Source organism: Vibrio sp. AH4 (assembly GCF_030710545.1).
GTDB classification, from domain to species: Bacteria; Pseudomonadota; Gammaproteobacteria; order Enterobacterales; family Vibrionaceae; genus Vibrio; species Vibrio metoecus.
Window position 1 is genome coordinate 878178 of sequence record NZ_JALAIV010000003.1, and the last position, 24500, is coordinate 902677.

The following is a 24500-nucleotide window of genomic DNA, read 5'->3' on the forward strand; positions in this document are numbered from 1 at the left end:
GATGTTTGATCGCCAAGTGAGTGGTGATTCCACCAAGGTTGTTCGCATGCTCACATGGAAAGAAGGTAAAGGACAATGACAGAATTACTTCACAGCCTAAGCACACAAAATGAGTTCGTTGCACGCCACAACGGGCCAGATAAACAAGAACAAGCTACCATGCTTGAAACGGTGAATGCGGAAAGTTTGGATGCGCTGATCGCCCAAACCGTGCCTGCACAAATCCGTTTAGAAGCGCCAATGCAGCTCGCGCCAGCTCAAAGCGAAGCTGACATGCTAGCGACCATCCAATCGTTCGCTAAGCTTAATCAGATTAAACGTACTTTCATCGGTCAGGGTTACTACAACACCTTCACTCCTAACGTCATTTTACGTAACGTGATGGAAAACCCGGGCTGGTACACCGCTTACACTCCTTATCAGCCAGAAATCTCGCAAGGCCGTCTTGAATCGCTGCTTAACTATCAGCAGATGGTGATGGATTTAACCGCGATGGAGATTGCGAACGCGTCACTGCTGGATGAAGCCACAGCAGCGGCGGAAGCGATGGCACTGTGCCAACGCGCAGGCAAGAGCAAAAGCAACCTGTTCTTTGTTGCCGATGACGTACATCCACAAACCATTGAAGTGGTGAAAACCCGCGCCGCATTCCTTGGCTTTGATGTGAAAGTGGATTCGATTGACAACATCACCCAGCAAGAAGCCTTTGGTGCACTGCTGCAATACCCAGGCACTACCGGTGAAGTGCGCGATCTAACTGACATCATCACCAAAGCACAAGCCAACAAAACCTTAGTCACCGTGGCGACCGATTTGCTCGCCAGTGTGCTGCTCAAACCTGCGGGTGAAATGGGCGCAGATGTAGTGATTGGTTCGGCACAGCGCTTTGGTGTACCTATGGGTTACGGCGGTCCACACGCGGCTTTCATGGCAACACGTGATGCGCACAAACGCACCATGCCGGGACGTGTGATCGGTGTCTCGATTGATGCGAAAGGCAATCAAGCCTTACGTATGGCAATGCAAACCCGTGAGCAACACATTCGCCGTGAAAAAGCGACCTCCAACATCTGTACCGCGCAAGCGCTGCTGGCCAACATGGCTGCGTTTTATGCGGTGTACCATGGTCCACAAGGTCTGCGCACTATTGCGCGCCGCGCTCACCACCTCACCGCGATTCTTGCTGCTGGCTTAACCAAAGCGGGTTACGAACTGGCGCATCAGCATTTCTTTGATACGCTGGCGATCAATACAGGTGCAAAAACCGATGCTCTGTACCAAGCTGCGCAACAAGCGAACATCAACCTGCGTAAACTGCCTAATCAGCTTGGCGTGAGCTTTGATGAAACCACAACAGTGGCAGACGTTGAAGCGCTATTTACCATCTTTGGCATTAAAGAAGAGGTTCATGCGCTTTCAAACTGCATTGCTGCCAATGAGCTCGCAGCGATTCCAGAAAGCTGCCGTCGCCAAAGCGCGTTTTTGACTCACCCTGTGTTTAACACGCACCACAGTGAAACTCAGATGCTGCGTTATATGAAGCATCTGGAAAACAAAGATTTTTCTCTGACTCACGGCATGATCCCACTGGGCAGTTGCACCATGAAGCTCAACGCCACGGCGGAGATGATCCCTGTCACTTGGCCTGAGTTTGGCGCACTGCATCCGTTTGTACCAAAAGCACAAGCTGCGGGCTATGCGGCATTGGCTGAAGACCTGAAGCAAAAACTGTGTGAGATTACCGGTTACGATGCTTTCTCATTGCAACCCAACTCAGGGGCTTCCGGTGAATATGCTGGTTTGATTGCAATTCAGCGTTATCACCAAAGCCGTGGCGAAGGCCACCGCAATGTTTGTCTCATTCCAAGCTCAGCACACGGCACCAACCCTGCCACAGCGGCAATGGTGTCGATGAAAGTCGTGGTGGTGAAATGCGATGAAAACGGCAACATTGATATGGTTGACCTTGCAGACAAGATTGAAAAGCACAAAGACCATCTTTCCAGCATCATGATCACCTACCCTTCAACGCATGGCGTGTATGAACAACAAGTGCGTGAAGTGTGTGAAATGGTGCATGCGGCAGGTGGTCAAGTTTACCTTGATGGTGCGAACATGAACGCGCAAGTGGGCTTAACGTCACCGGGCTTTATTGGCTCAGACGTATCACACCTGAACTTGCACAAAACGTTCTGTATTCCACACGGCGGCGGCGGCCCAGGCATGGGACCTATCGGTGTGAAATCGCACCTAGCGCCTTTCCTACCGGGACACATTGAAGGCGGCGTAGAGGGCTCTGATTTCGCAGTTTCCGCAGCCGATCTTGGCAGCGCATCCATTCTGCCGATCTCTTGGGCCTACATTGCGATGATGGGTGCAGAAGGTTTGGCTGAAGCCACCAAGCTGGCGATTTTGAATGCCAACTATGTGATGGAGCGTCTGCGTCCGCACTACCCAATTCTTTACCGTGGTGCGAATGGTCGAGTGGCACACGAGTGCATCATCGATATCCGTCCTCTGAAAGAAGAAACCGGGATTAGCGAAGAAGATATTGCGAAGCGCTTGATGGACTACGGCTTCCACGCGCCAACTATGTCATTCCCAGTCGCAGGCACCTTAATGGTTGAACCCACTGAATCGGAAGATTTGGCGGAACTGGATCGCTTCTGTGATGCATTGATTGCGATTCGCGGCGAGATCGACAAAGTGAAAAATGGCGAATGGCCATTGGAAAGCAACCCTCTGGTACATGCTCCACATACCCAAGCAGATCTGCGCGAAGAGAATTGGGATCGTCCATACTCACGTGAAATCGCTTGCTTCCCATCGGCGCACACCAAAGCCAGCAAATACTGGCCAACGGTGAACCGTGTCGATAACGTGTACGGCGACCGTAACCTAGTTTGTTCATGCCCAAGCATTGACAGCTATCAAGACTAATCGGTCATCCGTGTGACCATTAGTTTAACAAAGGCGAGCCAGAGTGCTCGCCTTTTTAATGGCATCATTTTCGGAACGTCATCAAATCGCAGTAAAACAGACATCATCTCGTCAAATAGTGCATTTAATCTTAAATCCGGCAGTAAAGAGATAGTAACTCCTCGGCTTACTATCGCTGTTGTGAGACTTTTCTCGTCCCAATTTAACTTCTGTGAATTTAATTTCTGCGAAGATTTTGGCGTCCTCTTGGACGCCATTTTTTATGCCTGCTAAGCCTTGTATTTAATCGGCTTGTAAGACAAGACGAGCATTATGCGGTTGTACGGGTCGATTATTATGTCCCATCACGGCACTAAGCTGCTGCTCTTGTTGATTCGACAAATGTGCTGGCTCTTTTAACACAATCCAACGTACACCTTCACTGCAAGGCGGCGTAGTCAATGAGCCATTGAAACGATAGTAGTGCTTCGATTCTGGGATCCAATCAGCCAAAGGAATCCCTTGCGTGAGCTGAGTCGAATTCCCTTTGGTCGGCATATCCGCCGTGAGAGCCTTAAGCAGCGGATTTTCCGAACCCACTTGGTACATCACCGCAACAACCGCCAGATTGCCTTGCTCGTCGGCATGAACAAAATGCGCTTCCAGTGGGAATTGTTTTCCTTTTAGCAAATTTTCAGAAGGGGTATGAAAGTGAAACTGCTTAAGCTGAAACGTTTTGCCATCGATCTGCAGTGGGTTATTACCACTGACTATCGCTTGTAAAGTGTGCCCGTTATTGAGCAGCCCAACCACTTGCCCTTGATAATTGAGCATGAAAGGCTGTAGATCCGCTTCTACGCTTTGCGCGACATCAATCGGACTTTGATTTTTACCCTCTGTGCAAAGAGGGGCAACTTTGCCCCAATGCTCCGGAGCATGCTCTCCTTCATATCCCCATTCGGAAGCCTGTACGCCGAAGCTCATACTGGCTGCCATCGCTAATACCCACGTTGTCTTTTTCATAGTCCCTCACTTAACTGGTTGATTGAAGCATGGTTTAGGTTTGACATGATGCAGAATAGTATTGGCAGACAAAATGAATATGTTCGGAATATAAGATTCTAGAAACTCATCACGGCAGAATGTAATCGACAACTTACTCAAATAAGATTGACTGGCACTCATTCAAAAAGGCTTTACAATGTTTCATTCTGTTGACTAAGAAAAGAGTAACTCCATGGAGCGAGACTACACCTATCAATGCATTCGTGCGATGGACAAAGAAGAGCTGACTGAATTCAGCTTACGCATTTTACATCGTTTGATCAGTGAAGACATTTTGCGTGAGTTGTATCACTTTGATGACGAAGAATTTGAAGGCGAAGAAAAAGCCCATATGGCTCATATTGATGCGATGGTAAAAATGCATGCGATTGCCCTTGGTGATCTTCCTGCTCTATTTGAAGGGACAGATCAAGCCATGCAAAATACTCAGCGCATGACTCGCTTACTGATGTGGCATTTCTATGCGATCGCTTTCCATCTAGAACAAACTGTTGATCTAGAAACCCATTGTGCCGAAGTTGAAAAGCTGATTGCCACACAACCTGAAAACGCGCTAGCGTGGTCAACGCAATTGACAGAACTGCTGTACCGTTACGCTGAGCGATAAACGAATTGCAGTGAACATACTACGTGAAATTGCAGCGCTTGATTGGCTGCAATTTCACGTTCTGGGATATAAAATCTTAATTGAGGAGCATCGAGAAACAAAGGCGACTATTTAGCGAGGTGAGTATATTCGATAATGACTTGGTTACCCTCGACATAGACCCGTTTGATATCCCCATCCACTGTCACTCGGTTTTGTAGATGCACTAATTTTTCACCAGCCCGCGCTTTGCGTTTTAAGGTTGGTAGCACGTTGTGTGGCTCAACATGCAAATGCTGACAAAAACGGCTCACAAAAGACATGGAGAGCGGCGCATCGCCTCTCAGCAGATCTGAAAACTCAACCTGACTTACACCAAGACGTTTGGTCATCTCCATCTGGGTCATATGCATTTTGGCTTTTTTTGTCATCCAAACATCGTACAGTGCATTACGGTCTTCTTGGTTCAGTTCCATTTCAGCCTCCTCATCGTGGTTGTGAATGGCAAGCAGAATGCCAGAATTTTCTGTGGCGCGTGTCAAACTGATGTGAGTTTGCGATGTATGTTGATCGTCAGACTACAAACTGAGATCAAACTCCCAGTTTGTAGTGAGATAATTATCGATAGACTAAACTCATCGGCCTAAAACCAACCTGCAAAAAGCAACTTGAACCAATCAGATAAACGTTTAAAGAAGCCTCCTTGCTCAACAGATTCTTGCGCCACCAACTGGGCCTCCCCAACTTTCTCATCGTCAATGTAGTAGAGAATGGAGCCAACCAGATCGCCTTTGTTAATCGGTGCTTCTAATGTTTTGTCTAGCTCAATCACCGCATTGAGCTTTTTCACATCATTTCGAGGCAGAGTCAGGTACACCGTTTCTTTGCTACCTAACGCCACCTCATTTTTGTTTCCGTACCAAATTCGCTGACTTTGAACCACGCTATCCTTTTGATGAGGGCTCACTGTCTCAAAGAATCGAAAGCCATAGCTGAGTAGTTGCTTGCTTTCTGCCTCACGAATTTTAACGCTTTTAGCTCCCATAACGACGGAAATTAAGCGCATTTCCCCGCTGGTTGCTGAACTGGCCAAACTGTAACCCGCACCACTGGTATAACCGGTTTTCATACCATCCACATTCATACTGCCATCACGCAATAGGCCATTACGGTTATATTGCGTGATACCGTTATAGGTGAATGATGGTTCACTATAGAGAGCATAGATTTCCGGTAAATCACGAATAATCGCTTGTCCGAGCAGGGCTATATCGTAGGGTGTGCTATACAAATTCGGGTTATCCAGCCCATGTGGATTCGCAAATGAGCTATTGTTCATCCCCAGTTGCTGCGCCCATGAGTTCATTAAACTCACAAATGCCCCTTCAGAGCCCGCGACATGTTCAGCAATCGCCACGCTCGCATCATTACCCGACTGCACGATTAATCCACGGTAAAGATCCATCAAATTGACGTAAGTGCCTACTTCAATGAACATCTTTGATGAGTCTGGGAATTTTTTTGCCCAGGCATTATTGCTGATCCGCACTTGGTCATCCGCGTGAATATTGCCACGCTTCATCTCTTGTCCGGCGACATACGAAGTCATTAATTTGGTTAAACTGGCCGGATTGAGTTTTTGATGGGCATTGTATTCGACCAGAATTTTTCCAGTGTGAAAATCAATTAAAACATATCCATTTGCAGCCAACTGTGGTGGCTCAGGAATCACCGTCAGGGCCGAAAAACCTAACGTTGGCACAAACGCCATACAAGCCATGGAAAATCTAACGAGAAACTTGGTGCTGGTCATAATGTGTCCCCCCAATAAATACCAAGCCCGCAGTATAACTAACTGCGACACTAGCACAGCTTCTCTTTACCAACTCTTACAGTTGTTCTTCAGGTACTTACATTGTGTTACATATCCGCCGCAATTGGCGATATTTACACGCAGTCAATCCCGTACTCGGTTGATTCACCGATGGCTAATGTCGTTCATAAAGGCATCGAGGTGAGTGCGCGTGGTATGCGGATTCATCAGCACCACTTTTTCACCCGGTAAATGCAAACACCGACCATCACGATCATAATGCGTGCGGGTTAATGACTCTACCCAGTTGCTGTTGAGTGATTTTCCCTTACGTTCTAAAAAATGATGCCGATGATACAAGGTGTGTGTAACTAATTTTTCAACATAATCGGGATGCTGACTGAGATCCATCTCTAAAACAAACGCTTCGCGCGCTGATTTAACATTCGGTGGGTAAAGGCGAAAAGCAACACTTGGGCCATGGTTTTGCTCGGCAATCAATTTACAGTGAGGAAGCGTTGCAAGTTGTGCGCGTAAATAACTCGCGTTTTGTAAACCGTGCGCCAAAATCACTTGATAGCCTTCAATACCCATCATCTGTAATGCGGAGTACGCAGCAAAAACCCCCACCGCACTACGTGAGCATTCAATCGTTGCCTGCAAATGCGTTTCTTGCTGCCTTGTGCTTTCAAAATACGAAAAATAACTCGGGTCTGATTTCAACGACTGCATGTCATGGCTATTTTTTACCATCACCAAGCTGGAGGTATAAGGGACATAACCCCATTTTTGGAAATCGACGGTAAAGGAGTCAGCCCATTGCAACGCACGAATTTTAGGTAACCATTCGGTTAACGCTGCCAATGTTGCGGGATTAATTGCTAAAGGGTTACGTTGCACATCATAACTGGCGAAAAAAAGCAGGGGCCACCCCACTGCGGCATCGACATGGATATGGGGGCGGCGTGACACGGCATACTGATGACAAAGAGATTCACGCAAGTCATACACGGCTTTGACATCATCTAACGCGAAAGTATCGGTGGTACCAAATGTGAGCATAATTGTTGGAACCAATTGTTGTTGCTCAAAGCACTGACTCAGTTGCCGATGGAGATCGTTCAGATCCATTTCATTATTGTCCGTCACACGAACCCGGATCACTTGCGACTGAACATCCACTCCTAACAAAGCCAAGTTGGTCATATTGGAGTAATGCCCCGCCTCAGAATTAAGCATCTTGAACGCGCGTGTCGCGATCCCTTTCGAGATGGTCTCTGGTATGACTTTGCGTAGCCCCAAAAGATAGCCGTACAAATTACAAAAGGTGCCGCCTTGCGTAAAAATACCCGTGGCTTGCTCCGTTGAATACCCCACCAACGAGGCAATTTGCCGCACCACTAGTTTTTCTAGCTCAGCCGCCATCCCCGCATATTCGCCATACACTAAGTTGGGGTTAGCAATCATTGCCAGTAATCCACCGTGAATAGCAGGATCGCAGGGCGTTGAAATCACATTCTCAACCGATCTTGGATCATCCCAGTTCTTCGAATGCTGCGCTGCATACAGGGCAACGTCATCAAAGGGTTTCCCTTGATAGCGTGAAAAACGTGGCACTTCATCCCGCGTAGTGAGCAATTTTAATAAGTGATGGTTAACCGCTGGCGTTTCTCGACGTGAATGCAACAGGGGCTGGATCTCTAATGAACGATATAACGGCCATAGCTCAGGATCACGTGAGAAAAACTTCGCTTTGACTGCACAATAATGCTGTTCAAAACGAGGATGAAGCTGGTTGGCTTGCAAAGCCAACCAGCGATCTGATAACGCATGACTCATGATAAAACACCCTAATTAACGCAGTTTGAATTTGCTTACCAGTTGCTCTAGGTCATGGTTAGATTGAGAAAGCGATTCGGTCGCCCCCACCGTTTGGCGTCCGCTGACCACCAAAGACTCGACAATCTCCCGAATCGACAGCATGTTACGACTCAGTTCCGCCGCCACCGTACTTTGTTCCTCAGTTGCAGCAGCAATTTGCGTACTCAAATCATCAATATCACTGACTGACGAACTCATCATGTTCAAACTACCAGACACTTCTGAGGTTTTATCCGCCGTGGTTTGGCATTGTTGTTTTGTTCGATCCATTGCCACTACAACGCTGTCGGTGCCTTCTAGTAGCTTTGTGAGCATATCGGAGATCTCCGTAGTACTGTTTTGTGTTCTCGCCGCTAAGGCACGAACCTCATCTGCCACCACCGCAAACCCGCGTCCTTGTTCACCTGCTCGCGCTGCTTCAATGGCAGCGTTCAAAGCAAGCAAGTTAGTTTGTTCTGAGATTGCGCCAATCACACTCAGCACTTCACTGATTTTGTTCGCATCACGGTTCATGCTCGTGATGCTTTCTGACATTTTCTCCACATCATTGACCAAAGAAGTCACGGTTGAAACTGCGTTATTCACAATCACCAGTGATTGTTGTGCTTCTTTACTCGCTGCATCCGTAATTTGATTCGACTGGGTGACACTTTCTGCCACAGTGCGCGCACTTTCACTCATCTGCGTAATCGCAGTAACGACTTGATCCGTTTCCGAAGAGTGAGTAATCAACATCTGCTCATTCTCTTTCGCGGTATGGCTTAGCTGTTCGATGCTGCTTGAAATCACCTGTGTGGCATCGGATATCTGCAACATCATATCTTGTAAGTTAGACGAGAATCGGTTGAAACCCGCACTGATCTGCGCCAAGTCATCATTACCATTCACCTCAAGACGACGGGTTAAATCACCACTGCCCTGCGCTAAATCTAACACCGCCGCTTTCAAGCGCAGTAAAGGTTTGTAGATTTGGTTGATGATGAGAATGATCACCCCAATACTGATCGCAATCAAAACAATCCCAGTGGTCACAGCATTTGTCACCGCAACATCCACATCCGCTAGCGCCGTGCCTTTATCGACAAACACCATCAGAGTCCAATACATGTCATCGGTCAGATTGACGCGTTTGTAATAACCATCAAACTCAATCCCCAAATAAGGAAAGGAGAGATGACCACTTTGTTGACGATGGAACCCGTCTTCCATTTCACGGAATGAGGGGCTGACTTGGGAAGGAGTACGGCCAATATCCGTTGGATCGTCACTGGCAAAAAACACTGCATTTTTGTCAGTCAGCGTCGCGGCACCACCAGCAAAACGCATGTTACTCACTTGGGTGATGATATCATCCAGTTGGATATCACCCAGCAAAGCCCCAACAAATTGGCCTTGATTCACAATAGGAGTGACAGCACTGATGACTTTCTTACCCGTCACCTGATCTGGGTAAATTTCCGTTAAAAAGGAGCTACGACGACTTTTCGCCTGCTGATACCAATCTCGATCGGTAAATTTAAATCGATCGCTGGTTATGCCCCCTTCTTTATCTAACGACATGTAAGAACGGCCATCTTCATAGGCCACAATCACATTGGTGATTTGGGCTGCTTCAGCTAATAAACGGACTTGGTTGAGGTTATCTGCATCGGAAAGCTGCGAATTAAACAATTTCGCACCACGAGACACCGCTTCGTAGCGGCTTTTTACCCAGAATTCGAGTTCAGAAACATGATAGTTGAGCTTGTTTTGCGTTTCGGTGGTTAATGAATCAATCATCTCTCGTTTGAGAGACAACATATTGATAGTGCCTAGAACAACCAGTGATATGGTCACCAAAAGGACCACGCTGGTATAAATTCTTGCTTTGAATCCTAGAGTCATGACTCCCCCTGCCGTTTTTCATGCATTCAATTGCGGTTCCTCTTCAGGTGGGATCGTGTCTTAGAGTATTTGAAAGAAATGACACGAGGGCCACCTAGCCAACCATTAAAACTTGGTGCATAGATTGAAGATATGCAAGATCTATCACAGAAAGTTCAAACGCTCAGGAGAACAAAGATGAATTAAAACCATGAATATCAACATAATTTTCATTCGTGAATTTTATGCGAGAAAGCGTCATAGAAAGGAAAAGTACAAGAGCAGCCAGAAGCTGCTCTTGTCACCATCAATAAAGCGTTTAGTGCTTATTTTTGACTTAAATAAGGGTATTCAGCACACCCTAGTTTCGCAGAAATACGTGCCGCAGCCTGGTGCAGCTCTTGCACATATTCAACCTGCTTTTCTTCAGTAAAACGAATGGTTGGCAGTGAAACACTCATGCCAGCAACCACACGGTTAAAACGATCATAAACGGGTACAGCTAGGCAACGAAGCCCAACTTCCTGCTCTTCATTATCTTGAGCAAAACCTTGCTCTTTAACAACAGGCAACTCTTTCAACAATGAATCTACATCGCTATGTGTATTTTCGGTGGATTGAGTAAACTCTACATCAGCCAAAATTTGGCGCACTTCCTCTTCATTACGCTCGGCAAGCAACACTTTACCAATTGCAGTCGAGTAAAGCGGATTGCGGCGTCCGATGCGAGATTGCATACGCAGGTTGTATTTAGAATCAATTTTATGGATATAAATGATTCCATCCCCATCAAGAGCCCCCAAATGCAGTGCTTCCATGGTTAAATCTGAAATTCGGCGCATTTCCACATCCGCCAGTTCAACCAAGTCAACATATTCTAAGGCCGCAGCCCCTAATTCAAACAGTTTCAATGTCAGTGAGTAGTTTTCCGTTTCACCTTCTTGAGAAACATAGCCCATCGTTTTCATCGTCTGTAAAAAACGGTAAACCGTACTTTTAGACATCATCAGACGTTGTGCTAGATCACTGATACCAATATCTTTCTGAGTTGCTAGTGCTTGAAGAATACCAAAGGTTTTCATTACCGATGAAACAGATTCAGGTTGTTTATCAATTGTCATTTTTTATACCTATTACTTAATTCCGGCTTTTGACATGCTCAAATTTGCTATGACCTACCAAAAACGGTCCAAATCACCAACTTTATTTAGTCCAAACAATTCAACTGGTTTCAATGTCAGATGCCAATCTAAAATAATGTTCTACAAAAAAACAGACCTGAATTCGATTTTTTTGTTTTTTTCTCGCCCGAATTAACACAAATTGTGAATTTTACGAGCTTTTGCGCGCAAACTGCTTCAATAACAAATTGATAGAGAGCCAAAACATAAGTTAAGTTATGCATCTCATAATCAAAAATCCCCTCAATTACCTTACTTAATGCACTATCGTGAACATTTTCAAAAATCTGTTTGCGGCCTATATTCGCGTTTTTGAACAATATAGGCCGCAAGCGAAGAGGTTTAACAACTTCCCATGGCGTAGTGATAAACGGCCTCAGGTGGCAACTCGGCAATAGGAACCGCAGAGATCAATTGTTTGGTATACGCTTGCTGTGGGTTAAATATCACTTCATCCACGCTGCCTTGCTCAACAATTTTGCCATGTTGTAAGACAAGCACTCGATCGCAAAAATACTTTACGGTCGCGATATCGTGGGTTATCAAAATAAACGCGGTGCCATAGATATTTTGAAACTCAATCAGCAAATCCAGCACTTGTGAACGTAATGAAACATCCAACGCAGCCGTAGCTTCATCCGCTATTACCACTTTCGGAATCGTCACCAATGCACGAGCAATCACGATCCGTTGCCGTTGACCGCCAGAAAAGGCGTGAGGATAACGGCTTGAGAATTCAGGTGGTAAACCAACCCATTTCATGATGTTACGTACTCGCTCTTCACGCTGAGTTTTATTCATTTCGGTGCGTAGTTTGGTCAGTGGCTCTTCAATGATATCGAATACGGTCATTCTTGGATTCAGTGACGACCACGGGTCCTGAAAAATCAAACGCATGTCAGCAAACAGAGGATCACGCACCTGTCGTTTATAACTAGCAAGCTCAATGGTAGTTTCCGTTTTTTCATCAACGTAGAGAATGGTGCCGGAGCTCGCCGGAGACATCCCTAAGATGGCGCGACCAAGTGTACTTTTTCCAGAACCTGACTCCCCCACAATACCCAGAGATTCTCCTGGGTAGAGCGTGAGATCTGCATTATCAACAGCCGTCATCCAGCTCTTTTTCTGGAACATTTTGGCAGGCTTTTCAAAAGTTTTAGTGACACCCTGTAAGTCGAGAATGGGCTGATTACTCTTCTCTTCTCGCATTGCGTAAGGCACTTTAACCTTGGATGGTTTTTCCAACGCGCGAGTGGCTTTCATCAATTTTTGGGTATAAGGATGTTGCGGGTTTTCAAAGATTTGTCGAACGTCACCACATTCAACCAGCACCCCTTTCTCCATTACTGCGACACGATCAGAAATCTGTGCCACCACGCCAAGATCATGGGTAATGAACAAAATCGCCATACCAATCTCTTGCTGGAGCTTGTCGAATAAGTGCAGGATTTCCGCTTGGGTGGTTACATCCAACGCCGTCGTCGGTTCATCCGCAATCAAGATATCAGGGCGAGAAGCGATCGCCATAGCAATCACAACCCGTTGGCGCTGCCCGCCAGATAACTCAAACGAATACTTATTAATGAGACTCTCAGGTTCTGGCATCTGCACTTGATAAAGCAGTTCAATCGCTTTTTGGTGCGCATTTTCTTTGCTTATGCTTGGCTCAACTAAGTACAATACTTCTTTAATTTGATCGCCAACCGTATGAACTGGGCTTAATGCCGCCATCGGCTCTTGCGATACAAGTGAGAAATTAAAGCGGCGCAATAAACGCATTTCAGCACTGCGAGGATCGATTTGCGCGATGTCGAGGGTTTCGTTGGTCTCTGTGGTATAGAGAATCTTGCCTGAATCAATTCGACCAGGTCTATCCAACAATTGCATGATCGCCGAAGAAGTCACGGACTTGCCAGAGCCTGATTCACCGATCACCGAGAGCGTTTCACCACGATACAGATCAAACGATACCCCTTTTACCGCATGAAAATGCTCGGTGCTGGTTGGGAAGCTCACATTCAGATCGATGACTTGTAGAATTTTATTACTCATTATTTTGCTCCCTGATCATGGTATGGGTCGCAGGCATCACGCAGACCATCTCCCACAAAGTTCATTGCCAATATCACGACGACAACCGCTACTGCTGGAATAAGTAGCCAAGAGGCATCTGCCAGTGCTCGAATATTCTGTGCCTCTTGCAGTAGCACACCCCAACTGACCATCGGAGCTTGCAAGCCTAAGCCCAAGAAGCTGAGCGCAGTTTCACCCAAAATCATCGCTGGGATCGCCAAAGTCACCACCGCAATAATGTGGCTGAGGAAGTTGGGTACCATGTAACGGCGGATGATCTCAAAGGGGCTATTACCGTCCAGCCATGCGGCGGCGACATACTCTTCGTTACGCAGTGACATAAATCGGCTGCGCACCACACGAGCCATATCAGGCCATGACACGAGGCCAAGAATAATGGTGATGAGGAAATATTTGGTTAATGAGCTCCACTGTGCCGGTAAGGAGGCTGACAACGCCATCCACAACGGTAATGTCGGAATGGATTTCATAAATTCGATGCTGCGCTGAATAAAGTTATCAATCGTGCCACCAAAATAGCCCGAAATACCCCCGATCAAGATACCCAACACAAACGTAGTGAATACCCCCATAAGACCAACCGAGAGCGAGATTCGCGCCCCATAAATGAGGCGAGATAACAAATCACGTCCCATTCGGTCAGAACCTAAGATGAAGAACGGCTGTTTAGGATCTTTAGGAACAATAAATTTGTAGCTGAATGGAATGAATCCCAGTAACTCATAGCTTTCTGTTTTTCCGAAGAAAGAAAAATAGGCTTTTTTATCCGAATTCAGCTCGTAATGACGTTTTAAGGTTCTTGGATCGGTTTTGCTGGTATAGAGATCCAAATGGGGAGCCCAACGCCAGCCCGCATTCGTTTGCTCAAACAGGCTAACCGCTTGTGGTGGAGCATAAGTAAAACGACGCCAGTTATCGCTTGGCTCAAATGGAGCAAAAAACTCAGCGAACAGAGCGATAAAGTACACGATGACCAGAAACCACAAGCTATACCAAGCTAGCTTATGTTGGCGCATTTTTAGGCCAATTAACTGCCACTGAGTTGCCGTTGAGAGATCCAGCGTTTTCTTTTTACGGCTAAACAGGCGGCCGACCCTTTGAATCGTAGAGGTTGTCATAATTAAAACTCCTTAGCGATGCCAACTCGTACCCGAGGGTCAACCCAGTACAGAAGTAAATCGGAAATTAAAGTACCAATGATGGTCAAGATGGACATGATGAGCAAGACATCACCCGCTACATACATGTCTTGGGCGCGCAGAGAGGCCAACATCAGAGGGCCCAAAGTAGGAATATTCATGACTTGACTGACGATGATGTCAGCACCCAGTAAGGCAGGAAGCATCCAACCTATGGTTGAAACAATCGGCAGAATTGCGATACGTACTGGGTATTTTAGGATCAGCTTCGCTTCGGTTTGCCCTTTCGCTCGCGCAGTTTTGACATACGGTTTTTTCAATTCATCGAGCAAGTTAGCGCGCATGATGCGAATAATGCCAGCCAATCCCGCAGTCCCAACAATCAAGATATAAATCCAACTGCGTGAAGCGGCATCAAAGAATTTGGCCCAGGACATGGGCTGATCAAGATACGCTTCAGAATAAAGACCAGAAACCACCGTATCGAAGCTGTAATAGCCAATCAGCAGAGCAACAATCGCGATAACAAAGTTCGGCGTTGCCATGCCAATAAAACCAAAGATGGTGGCAACGTAATCCCCCCACGAGTATTGGCGCAATGCGGAGTACATACCGATTGGAATAGCAATTAAAAATTGGAAGAGGAACACTGCGGCCGCCAGTGACACGGTGGGCCAAATACGAGGCTCAATCGTATTCCAAACCGGTTGGTTGGTGGTCAGGGAAATACCTAGATCACCTGTCATTAAACCCAACATCCAGTAAGCGTAGCGTTCGAGCAACGGCTTATCCAAACCATACATTTCGCGCATGGTATAAATCATTTGCGGATCCACGGTTTGCCCCATCGATTGCAATTCAGCAATCTTTGATGAAGCAAAATCTCCGGGGGGAAGATCTATAACGGCGAATACAACAATCGAGACAGCGAAAAGCGTGACAAGTATCGACACCAAACGCTTACCTGCAAACAGAAAAAAACTGCTCATTACTGTTCCTTAATTACGATACGGTAAATCACTGGCAAAATGGCTCATCTTTAATCTCAAGTTTTGGCCTGTGTTACGGGCAGTCAGTCGATCAAAGAGTTAGCCTCATTCAAGTTCATTTTTATTAGAACGCATTGAATTTAATTTTTAAAACGCTTTTTCATATTTTTGATGAGTTGATCATCATCGTATTTAAGAAGCGTGATCACACTCAGACAATTCATCGTGCAAATGACGTGTGAATTTGCATACAAGAAACCAAAGTGATCACTGTAAGCCGAGTAAGAACAATCAACGGCCGCAGTAACCGCTTATCAAGGGCAATAAAAAACCCCATCCGAAGATGGGGCTGTATAACGATCAAAGTAGTGGGATTACTTCGATTTCCACAGTTGGCTCATACGCATTGGCCCTGGGGTTGGGAAATTGTATGACTGAGGCATGTTTTCAGGCACGTTGTGCAGCTTATTATTCACCACAACACCGGCAGGCATGGATTCCACAGTACCAATCACATAGAAGTTATCTTTAGCAATCTGAATAATCTCTTTCATGTAGCCATTTTGCTCATCCTGCGACGAGGTTTGTGTCAGTTTTTTCCACAGCTCAAGTTGGCGCTTAACATGTGCTGGTGGCTCAACTGCAAACTCATTGGTTGGCTCACTGACCCACAGGTAGTAACCCAATCCCCAGGTTGACTCAGGGCTAAATGGCATATAGTGGCGAGCATCGTCAATGATACCGACACCGCCATCACCGATGATTGGTATCATGTCGAAGTCGTTCGTCAAACGAAGGTTAGTCACATGGTTGATTTCAAGTACACGAATGTCTAAATACACGCCAACGGCTTTCCATTGATTTTTCACCAACTCAAGCGAGTCCGCTAGTACGCCTTTATCCGCTACTTTGGAGAGCGCTTCAATACGCAAACGTTGGCCATTTTTGAGTAAACGGTAGCCTTCTTTATCACGTTTGTTCAAACCGAGTGAATCAAGGATTCTATTCGCTTTTTCAGGGTCAAATTCCGTGTATTGGGTCGCCATTTGCTCATCATAGAAAGGCGAAATTTTCAGTGGCGCGACCTGATAAGGCCCAACCGAACCAGAAAAGACGGTTTCACTGATCTCTTCACGATCAATCGCGTGAGATAGCGCAATGCGGAAATCTTTATTTTGGAACAACTCACGCTTGAGTGGATCTTTCGTGGTTTGGTTCAGCGCAATCGCCAGTTCAGTACTAAGCGTACTGGGACGGAACTCGTAGGTGTAGCCCCCTTTTTTCTCATTTTCGATCAGAAGTGGGCGGTAGGATGTTTGGCCTATATTACGATGCTGGTAATCCGCTTCACCATTGGCGGCGCGTAACACCATCTCTTCCTGATCCTCACTATAGCGCCAACGAACCGCGTCTAGGTAAGGCAGTTGGTTTCCTTCGGTATCGACTTGCCAGTAGTAAGGGTTACGCTCAAACACGGCATAACTTGCGTTTGGTCCCGGAGGCGTAGTCACTTTCCATGCCGTTAACACTGGGCGATCAACGTTAGTGTAATGCTCAATAAAGTAGTGCGCTTCACACTTGGTTGCCGCATATTGACGCCATGAGTCAAAACCAGCCGCTTTCGCATTAACCACCGCTTTGTCGTTGAACTTAGGTAAGAATTGTGAGCAGTACTGCTTAGGGAAAGCGGTATAACTTTCGCTGTCTACCGTCGCAAGACTACGGATAAATAGACCATTCGGTTTACTCAACGTAATTTTGACGGTGTACGTATCGACAACTTCTGCACGCGCAGCATCATGCGTTGGTAGAGCAAGCGGGCGGTTACCTGAGTGTTCTGGGTCACCCACAATATCATTGATATAAAACGCGATGTCTTCCGCGGTAAACGGTGAACCATCGGACCATTTAACACCTTTGCGCAACGTGATCACATATTCTGTGTTCTCTGCGTTAGAAGTAAAACCGGTCGCCAAGTTTGGGATAACTTTTGAATAGGTGGTATCAAAGTTAAATAAATTATCGTATGCCACTGTGCGAATACGATGTCCATTATCAACAACGGTACCCACAAGATTTAACGTACCTCCATACTGGCCAACCGACTCATTCGGTTCAACCACCAATGGGTTTTCTGGCAAACGTTGTTCAACCGCTGGCAATTTACCTGCTTTGACTAACTCCGCTAATTGTGGGGCTTCATTATAAGTGGCGGCCCAAGTTGAAAAAGACAGCGCTGCCGCAACCGATAGTGCGATTTTGCCGAATATTGGAATAAGATTATGTTGTTTCATCAGTCACTCCCTGATGTTTTTGATTGTCCAAGTTTAAGTTAACGCTGCTTCATGCAACGCTTTTACTTCCTGCTGATACGTGAACCTCTAACTCCGTAATGCCTCGGTGCGTAACCCCAGAGATAGCTGGCACACAAGCGTGTGGGTAAAGGATGTTGGTATTTGGAGCACAGGGGTAACAACGGTTTTCCCCAGGACCCCGAATTAATGTCAGTTCACTAAATAATTGTTCTGACTCAATGCGTTTTGATGCCGGTTCACTGTGGGTAAACCACGCACGCCAAGCGTCCACACAGTACCCCGTCTGAATGAAAGCCAATTCACGCTGGCTTTCAATTCGATGAATTCGAATTTCTTTTCCCTCTTTCAAGGTTTGGTAAGTCGTCACATCACAACCAGTAAAAGGTGACCACTCTGAAACTAAGGTATCGCCCACTCGATACGTTCGATGGTTCGACTTCCGCCCATACCAACCATGGGTATCGGGGTGTTGTATCGCGAGAAGGTTGTCACCGATCCAACCTTGGCTGACCCAACGCAAGCTATCGATACAAAAACCATGTTGAGAGCTGTAGGCGAATTTGTAGTATTTGTCCGAACACTCGCGCAATTCACTGCTTCCCGGAGCATTACTGATGAGGTAACTGCCCCCATTTCGCCAAACTTGATGATGATTGTTGACCCAATAGGCCTCGGAATGAGGATTAAGAGGAATCACATCGCTTTGCCAAAACGGATGGTCATTTCCCAACGCTAATGCGTTAAACGCTTTAAAGGCCAGCAATGGAGAAGCGGAGCTGGTATAAAACTCACTCATCAAAAGATTAGGGTAAGCAAAGCCCGGCATCGGTGTGCCATTTAAATCCCAAATCGGTTGTTCTGCCCACCAGTTCATCCCCTGCGTCCATAACGTGCGCCACAAAGGTACATTGCGATGAGCAGGGAATAGTCGCGCCAATTCAGCCCAAAAAGCCAAAATCGCAAAACGGTAATTCAGTGATCGACCGTACCCTAATTGGCTACCATCGGTACCAAACCAATTAACATAAGTTTCCGCGAACAGAACCGCTTGCTTAAGTAAATTGGGAACACGAGGACATTGCGGCTTCCAGCGGCAATACATCAATGCATAAAGTTGAAAGGCGAGCGGATTGTAATAATCCATCACCGAGTCACTGCCATCTTTGTACCAACCTTGTTCTAACTGCATCTGAGCAATCGCATTAAGGTCACTTTCGCACTCGCAATCGTCAATCCGAACACCCACACTCTGCAAAGCGGTGAGGATAAGTACTCGGAACCAATACCAATTATTTGGCGGTAAAGTCAGATGCTTTACCGATAGCAGCCAGAGTGCCAAATTTTGCTGCTCAGTCGAAGAAAAGGGAGACCAATAGACTTCAGGCGCTTCCACTAAAGCCATCGCAATGGCCGACATCTCCACCACACGTTGATCATAATCTTTGGCTTTCTGCCAATAATTGGGGGACTGAGGGTTGGTTCCCTCCATGATTTTCTGCGCCAACTGCTGATTTAGCTCTAGGCATAGTGTCTTCGCCGGCACCGCCAGCCAAAGTAGACGACAGTAATATTCGATTTGAGCCGTCTGTTCAGAATAGTGTGCAGCACCATAAGCTTGTGCATCCCAGTTCACCGAGCCCGCAACAACGGCAAGCTGTAAATCCGCAATTTTCTTTGTTAAATCATTAACATTGCTGCGGCGATTAAATGGTTTAGGTTGCTGAATTAGGTCTTTCAACCGCATGCACATGCTGACTCCTGAATGACATTTGCTGCTCTATTGAATTAATTTAATCGCACAAACAAATATTTTTGAAACGCTTTTTTATATTTATGATATTTGGATCAAAACTCATCCCCATAAATCACAGTGATTAATTACCCCGATCACATTTTCATCATGAAAATTTCGTTTAATTTAAAAAGCCATTTCATTTATGAATTTCACACAATGGAACGTATCAGATACTGGTTTCTTCGATGCGCGCTCAATGAAAAATAGCCACCAACAAGGACAAACATTGTGATGGGAAATAAGGCGCAGCCCCTTGCTATGAAAGGGCTACAACAAAAAAGGTTGGCGATTATCCAAGAAAATCTTGGTACTGTTGCGCTGTTTTTCCTGCCCTTAAGCATTTGCCCATCGCACGCAAATAGGGGCGAAGGTGAGTGAAAAACCGTTTATAGCCGGCGCAAAGATGATGTGGCGCAGTGAGCGAAAGCTCCCCTCGATCATTTAAGCGTTGTGCAGGACATGCGCCATGGCATAAATCCCATTGCGGACACCCTTGGCAATGAAGCTGGCGGCCTATGGGTTTACGTTCTGAAAAACTCTGTTGGATTGGGGTTTCAATTAGGTCGGGATAATCGTGTTCACGCAGATTACCCAGTTTGAATTCAGGAAAAACAAAGTGGTCACAACTGTACACATCGCCATTATGTTCAACCGCCAAGTTGTCGCCGCAACGTTGGGCATGCACACAGATCGATGAAGGCAAACCGAGACTCATGCCCAACGCATTATCAAAATGGCTGACAAACACTTGCCCGATATGATGCTGACGCCACTCTTCAAAGACATCAATCATAAACTGGCCAAACTGCTGAGCACTCACACTGCGTGAAGAAATGCCTTCCCCCGCAATACTTTCCACTACCGGAATAAACTGAATGAACTGAGCGCCAAGCGAAACCAGATGCTGATAAACCCTTGTCCCGTGGTCTCCATTGTGCGCTTGCACCACAGTCAACACATTGTATTCCACTCGATAACGCTGCAAACAACGCAGCCCTTTCACTACCGATTGGTAAGTACCTTGCCCACTGCGCGTCTTACGGAAGTGATCGTGCAGCTCTTCATCACCATCCAGACTGATGCCCACCAAAAATTGATGGTCGGCCAAAAATTGCGCCCATTCGTCATTAATGAGTACCCCATTGGTTTGTAAGGTATTCACAATGTGCATTCCCGGCCTCGCGTATTTGCGCTGTAGGGTCACCGCTTTACGATAAAAATCGATACCACGCAAAGTGGGTTCGCCACCCTGCCAGCCAAAAGTCACGTCACGACATCCCGCTGGCTGGCTTTCAATGTAGTTCCGCACATGCGCTTCTAGCAGTGCATCATCCATATCAAAGCGATTTTGTCTGGGGTAATACTGGGTTTTATCGAGATAGAAACAGTAGGCACAATCGAGATTGCACAAGGGCCCAATCGGTTTTGCCAAGAGATGAAATGGCCGCTTTGCCGTTGGTTTGCGAATAAAAATCCGTTGTTCTGACATCAATAAAAATCCAGTGTAGGCATCCGACCCTGCAATGGTCGGACAAATTATCTTCCTAATAGATTCTATATATTTTTATCAAAACAACTTTTCATTTTTACTCTCAATGGAGACTGAGTCACAAATTTGAAATGGCGTTCCATTATAGAATTTTGATCTAAACAACTCCGCCCGATTGTGATCAATGAAAAAACCAAACTTGCTTTATGTGTTTCCCGATCAGTGGCGCGTGATGGCGTTGAGTATTTGGCAACACGCCGTTTACCGCCCCTTTTGCTCTGGCGAGCCAGATCCCGTTATCACCCCAGCGTTGGACAATTTTATTCAGCAAGCTACTTTCCTGACTCATGCGGTCAGCAATTGCCCATTATGCAGCCCTCATCGTGGTAGTTTGTTCACTGGGCAATATCCGAATAAAAGTGGCGTTCCACTGAACTGCCACTCTTTACGCCCCATCTCAAATTTGCCGACTGACGCGGAATGCTTTACGGATGTGCTCTCACAAGCGGGTTATCACATTGGTTACATCGGTAAATGGCATCTCGATTACCCAACTCCCAATGCGCCTGATAAGCCGGGCAGCTATGTAGAAGAACAGTTCCCGGTTTGGGATTCCTATACCGAGCCAGAACGTCGGCACCGCATTGATTACTGGTATGGCTACGGCACTTTTGATGAGCATCGCAATCCCCACTATTACGACACGCAGGGTCAACGCCATCAGCCCAAAACATGGTCGGCCGAGCATGAGGCGGATAAAGCGATCGCGTATCTCCTTAATCAGCATGGCGAGCGGGATGCACAGAAGCCCTTCGCGCTTTTTGTGTCCATGAATCCGCCACACAGCCCGTATAACAGTGTTAATGACTGCCGCGAGAGTGACCTCGCTTTGTATCAGGCCGCCAGCAATCAGGAACTGTTAGTCCGCCAAAATGCCGATGCTTCAATCAGCAAGGCCGACAGCGCGCGTTACTATTTCGCCAACATCAGCGGTGTGGATAAAGAAATTGAGCGCATTTTTCAGGCACTCGAAGAGATCGGCGAGTGGGACAATACCGTGGTCGTATTTACCAGTGATCACGGCGAAACCCTGTGTAGCCACAGCCTCAGCGATGCGAAAAACGTCATTTACGATGAAGCACTACGCGTGCCTTTTGTGATTAAAACAGACCACCAGCAGCAATCGACCATCAGCCAAACCTTACTCAGCAGCCCTGATATTATGCCGACCATCTTGGGCTTACTTGGCGTTCCGGTGGCGGAGCCTCTTTCGATAGATGGTCGTGATCTCTCTTGCGTGATTACCCAACCACTCGCTCATCCTGCTTCACCAGACTGCGCGCTTTATCTGCGCAATCAAGATGGAGAGAAAAATGCCTCAGGTGAAGTGATTGCCTATTTCCCGCAGAGTCGCGGTATCCGAACACTTCGCTACACACTGGCATTGGAAATCAACCGTCAAGCAGAGCTTATCGCCACCCAGTTGTTCGATAACCAAACAGATCCGTACCAGTTAACTAATTTACCCTTTGAGCCTCAGGATTCATTCGTCAAACCACTCCTACAACTGATGGCCGAAGAACTGCACCGAATTCAGGATCCTTGGGCAGAACAAGGCATTTTGGCCTCACTCCTGCCCTATCCAGTTCAATCAATGAAGGATAATTCATGAGTAATACCCAACCCAATGTCATTATTCTGTATGCCGACGATTTAGGTTTTGGCGACTTAAGTTGCTATGGCGCGAATGACATTCCAACCCCGAATTTGGATCAACTCGCAGCAGAGGGGCTGAAGTTTGATCAAGCCTACGCCACTGCCGCAACCTGTACGCCTTCTCGCTACAGTTTATTGACGGGCAGTTACCCTTGGCGCAATCCTGATGCTGCGGTGTTACCCGGTGATGCCGCACAAATCATTACCAGTGACGATGCAACCTTAGCCAACTTGTTCCAAGAACACGGCTATGCCACCGGCATTGTTGGCAAATGGCATCTTGGCTTGGGCAATGGGGAATTGGATTTTAATCAGGAGATCCAAGGTACACCGAATGATGTTGGTTTTGAACACTCCTTTATTATGGCAGCCACCAACGACCGCGTGCCTTGTGTTTATATCCAAAACCGCCAAGTCGCGAATCTCGACCCCAACGACCCTATCGAAGTCACCTATGATTGGGACAAAGCCTTTCCTGAGGTACCCAATGGTCGCCAAAACCCAGAATTGCTGGACGTCATGTACGATCACGGACATGACGGCACCATCATCAATGGCATTAGCCGCATCGGCCATATGCGGGGTGGCAAATCCGCGTTATGGAATGATGAAACCATGGGAGAAGTCTTTGCAGATAACGCCATATCCTTTATTGAACAACATCAACAAAAACCTTTCTTCTTGTATTACGCACTGCATCAGCCACACGTTCCTCGCATTCCTAACCCTAAATTTCGTGGCGTGACCCCACATGGTGTGCGTGGTGATGTGATTGTTGAAATGGATTGGTGTATCGGCAAAGTCCTCAAAAAAATCGATGAACTTGGACTCAAAGACAACACCTTAGTGATCTTTTCCAGCGATAACGGCCCCGTACTTAACGATGGATACAAAGATCAAGCCATTGAACTCAATGGGCAACATCGTATGGCGGGGCCGTTACGAGGCGGGAAATACAGCTTATTTGAGGGCGGAACACGGGTTCCCTTTATCGTCCGTTGGCCGAAGAAAATCGCTTCTGGTCAAAGCTCCGCGCTTTTTAATCAGGTCGACCTCTATCATAGTTTCGCTCAGTTGCTCAACCGCCCGTTGACCCAAACAGAAGCTCCCGATAGCCAACCTTTACTCGACACACTGTTAGGCAAAGATTCTATCGGGCGAAGTGACATGGTGTTGGAAGGTATGCAGTACAAAAAAGTGTTCCGAAACCAACGTTATGCTTATATTCCCGCACACGATGACGACTTTGTTTGCCAATACACGGGGAACGAGAAAGGCAACCAATCTTCACCTCAACTTTATGATTTAAAGGATGACGTTGGACAGATCACCAACTTGGCAGAACAAATGCCCGACTTGGTTCAGGAGTTAGAACAAGCGCTTAACCAAGCCATTCAGCAACCTAAAACTCGCTAAACAGAATGGGCTGTTCATGAATGAACAGCCCTCTCATCCATACAGAATCGTGTTATCGACTTCACATTCTGCTTTGAAAAATTTCAGAAAATTTGGGTTAGATAATTTGTAATGTCACACTCAAAGACTTATTTCACAGAATAAACTTTCTGATGACTCCTAGTTTGTGATAGTTGTTGCCCAACAAGATCTGTAAACCGAATAAGTAGTCAGACACCGCTTACGGTTCAGTTGGTAGT

General features: G+C 46.5%; 16 protein-coding genes. 4 read left to right on the forward strand and 12 right to left on the reverse strand.

What is annotated here, in order from left to right; all coding sequences use genetic code 11:
• Window positions 1–75: 75 nt before the first annotated feature.
• On the forward strand, window positions 76–2940 hold the full coding sequence (gene gcvP / locus MKA69_RS17340) for an aminomethyl-transferring glycine dehydrogenase (protein ID WP_305848562.1): 2865 nt from the start codon (window positions 76–78) through the stop codon (window positions 2938–2940).
• A gap of 282 nt (window positions 2941–3222) precedes the next feature.
• On the opposite strand, the gene MKA69_RS17345 is transcribed toward gcvP, so the two are convergent.
• Window positions 3223–3942 carry a carbonic anhydrase gene (locus MKA69_RS17345; protein ID WP_305848563.1) on the reverse strand — a complete coding sequence of 240 codons (720 nt, stop codon included), beginning with the start codon at window positions 3940–3942 and terminating at the stop codon, window positions 3223–3225.
• A 214-nt stretch (window positions 3943–4156) separates the two neighbouring features.
• On the opposite strand from MKA69_RS17345, the gene MKA69_RS17350 reads away from it, so the two are divergent.
• A complete protein-coding gene (locus MKA69_RS17350; protein ID WP_095476272.1) occupies window positions 4157–4591 on the forward strand; it encodes an exoribonuclease R in 435 nt (144 codons plus the stop codon).
• 107 nt (window positions 4592–4698) lie between these two features.
• On the opposite strand, the gene MKA69_RS17355 is transcribed toward MKA69_RS17350, so the two are convergent.
• From MKA69_RS17355 to MKA69_RS17405, 11 genes are all read right to left on the reverse strand, one after another.
• Window positions 4699–5046 (reverse strand): helix-turn-helix transcriptional regulator, encoded by a 348-nt coding sequence (locus tag MKA69_RS17355; protein ID WP_000422467.1) that lies wholly within the window; start codon window positions 5044–5046, stop codon window positions 4699–4701.
• A gap of 167 nt (window positions 5047–5213) precedes the next feature.
• A complete protein-coding gene (locus MKA69_RS17360) occupies window positions 5214–6383 on the reverse strand; it encodes a serine hydrolase (RefSeq protein ID WP_371131879.1) in 1170 nt (389 codons plus the stop codon).
• Window positions 6384–6548: 165 nt separating this feature from the next.
• Window positions 6549–8222, reverse strand: a complete 1674-nt coding sequence (locus MKA69_RS17365) for an aspartate aminotransferase family protein (RefSeq protein ID WP_055044806.1) — start codon at window positions 8220–8222, stop codon at window positions 6549–6551.
• Window positions 8223–8237: 15 nt separating this feature from the next.
• Window positions 8238–10148 carry a methyl-accepting chemotaxis protein gene (locus tag MKA69_RS17370; RefSeq protein ID WP_055064672.1) on the reverse strand — a complete coding sequence of 637 codons (1911 nt, stop codon included), beginning with the start codon at window positions 10146–10148 and terminating at the stop codon, window positions 8238–8240.
• A 305-nt stretch (window positions 10149–10453) separates the two neighbouring features.
• A complete protein-coding gene (gene kdgR / locus MKA69_RS17375; protein ID WP_000151010.1) occupies window positions 10454–11248 on the reverse strand; it encodes a DNA-binding transcriptional regulator KdgR in 795 nt (264 codons plus the stop codon).
• Window positions 11249–11650: 402 nt separating this feature from the next.
• Window positions 11651–13360: an ABC transporter ATP-binding protein gene (locus MKA69_RS17380; RefSeq protein ID WP_305848564.1), complete on the reverse strand. Its 1710-nt coding sequence runs from the start codon at window positions 13358–13360 to the stop codon at window positions 11651–11653.
• Window positions 13360–14520 (reverse strand): ABC transporter permease, encoded by a 1161-nt coding sequence (locus tag MKA69_RS17385; protein WP_055035496.1) that lies wholly within the window; start codon window positions 14518–14520, stop codon window positions 13360–13362. The genes MKA69_RS17380 and MKA69_RS17385 overlap by 1 nt, the downstream gene beginning before the upstream one ends.
• 2 nt (window positions 14521–14522) lie before the next feature.
• Window positions 14523–15530 (reverse strand): ABC transporter permease, encoded by a 1008-nt coding sequence (locus tag MKA69_RS17390; RefSeq protein ID WP_000093885.1) that lies wholly within the window; start codon window positions 15528–15530, stop codon window positions 14523–14525.
• A gap of 374 nt (window positions 15531–15904) precedes the next feature.
• The gene (locus MKA69_RS17395) at window positions 15905–17824 is read right to left on the reverse strand and encodes an ABC transporter substrate-binding protein (RefSeq protein ID WP_055044802.1); all 1920 of its coding nucleotides are present in this window, start codon (window positions 17822–17824) and stop codon (window positions 15905–15907) included.
• 49 nt (window positions 17825–17873) lie between these two features.
• Window positions 17874–19595, reverse strand: a complete 1722-nt coding sequence (locus tag MKA69_RS17400) for a DUF2264 domain-containing protein (protein ID WP_095469059.1) — start codon at window positions 19593–19595, stop codon at window positions 17874–17876.
• 334 nt (window positions 19596–19929) lie between these two features.
• Window positions 19930–21129: an anaerobic sulfatase maturase gene (locus MKA69_RS17405; protein ID WP_305848565.1), complete on the reverse strand. Its 1200-nt coding sequence runs from the start codon at window positions 21127–21129 to the stop codon at window positions 19930–19932.
• A 184-nt stretch (window positions 21130–21313) separates the two neighbouring features.
• Between MKA69_RS17405 and MKA69_RS17410 the strand changes: the two genes are divergently transcribed.
• Complete coding sequence (locus MKA69_RS17410; protein ID WP_095470224.1) at window positions 21314–22801, forward strand: sulfatase; 1488 nt, start codon at window positions 21314–21316, stop codon at window positions 22799–22801.
• Window positions 22798–24261, forward strand: a complete 1464-nt coding sequence (locus MKA69_RS17415; RefSeq protein ID WP_095470223.1) for an arylsulfatase — start codon at window positions 22798–22800, stop codon at window positions 24259–24261. The genes MKA69_RS17410 and MKA69_RS17415 overlap by 4 nt, the downstream gene beginning before the upstream one ends.
• Window positions 24262–24500 lie beyond the last annotated feature (239 nt).

Excerpts from the sequence above, each read along its gene's own strand:
- MKA69_RS17390 (WP_000093885.1), bottom strand. The coding sequence starts at position 15,530 with ATGAGCAGTTTTTTTCTGTTTGCAGGTAAGCGTTTGGTGTCGATACTT.
- MKA69_RS17360 (WP_371131879.1), bottom strand. The coding sequence starts at position 6,383 with ATGACCAGCACCAAGTTTCTCGTTAGATTTTCCATGGCTTGTATGGCG.
- kdgR (WP_000151010.1), bottom strand. The coding sequence starts at position 11,248 with ATGACAATTGATAAACAACCTGAATCTGTTTCATCGGTAATGAAAACC.
- MKA69_RS17380 (WP_305848564.1), bottom strand. The coding sequence starts at position 13,360 with ATGAGTAATAAAATTCTACAAGTCATCGATCTGAATGTGAGCTTCCCA.
- MKA69_RS17415 (WP_095470223.1), top strand. The coding sequence starts at position 22,798 with ATGAGTAATACCCAACCCAATGTCATTATTCTGTATGCCGACGATTTA.
- MKA69_RS17395 (WP_055044802.1), bottom strand. The coding sequence starts at position 17,824 with ATGAAACAACATAATCTTATTCCAATATTCGGCAAAATCGCACTATCG.
- MKA69_RS17410 (WP_095470224.1), top strand. The coding sequence starts at position 21,314 with ATGAAAAAACCAAACTTGCTTTATGTGTTTCCCGATCAGTGGCGCGTG.
- MKA69_RS17370 (WP_055064672.1), bottom strand. The coding sequence starts at position 10,148 with ATGACTCTAGGATTCAAAGCAAGAATTTATACCAGCGTGGTCCTTTTG.
- MKA69_RS17405 (WP_305848565.1), bottom strand. The coding sequence starts at position 21,129 with ATGTCAGAACAACGGATTTTTATTCGCAAACCAACGGCAAAGCGGCCA.
- MKA69_RS17350 (WP_095476272.1), top strand. The coding sequence starts at position 4,157 with ATGGAGCGAGACTACACCTATCAATGCATTCGTGCGATGGACAAAGAA.
- MKA69_RS17365 (WP_055044806.1), bottom strand. The coding sequence starts at position 8,222 with ATGAGTCATGCGTTATCAGATCGCTGGTTGGCTTTGCAAGCCAACCAG.
- MKA69_RS17400 (WP_095469059.1), bottom strand. The coding sequence starts at position 19,595 with ATGTGCATGCGGTTGAAAGACCTAATTCAGCAACCTAAACCATTTAAT.
- MKA69_RS17345 (WP_305848563.1), bottom strand. The coding sequence starts at position 3,942 with ATGAAAAAGACAACGTGGGTATTAGCGATGGCAGCCAGTATGAGCTTC.
- MKA69_RS17385 (WP_055035496.1), bottom strand. The coding sequence starts at position 14,520 with ATGACAACCTCTACGATTCAAAGGGTCGGCCGCCTGTTTAGCCGTAAA.
- MKA69_RS17355 (WP_000422467.1), bottom strand. The coding sequence starts at position 5,046 with ATGGAACTGAACCAAGAAGACCGTAATGCACTGTACGATGTTTGGATG.
- gcvP (WP_305848562.1), top strand. The coding sequence starts at position 76 with ATGACAGAATTACTTCACAGCCTAAGCACACAAAATGAGTTCGTTGCA.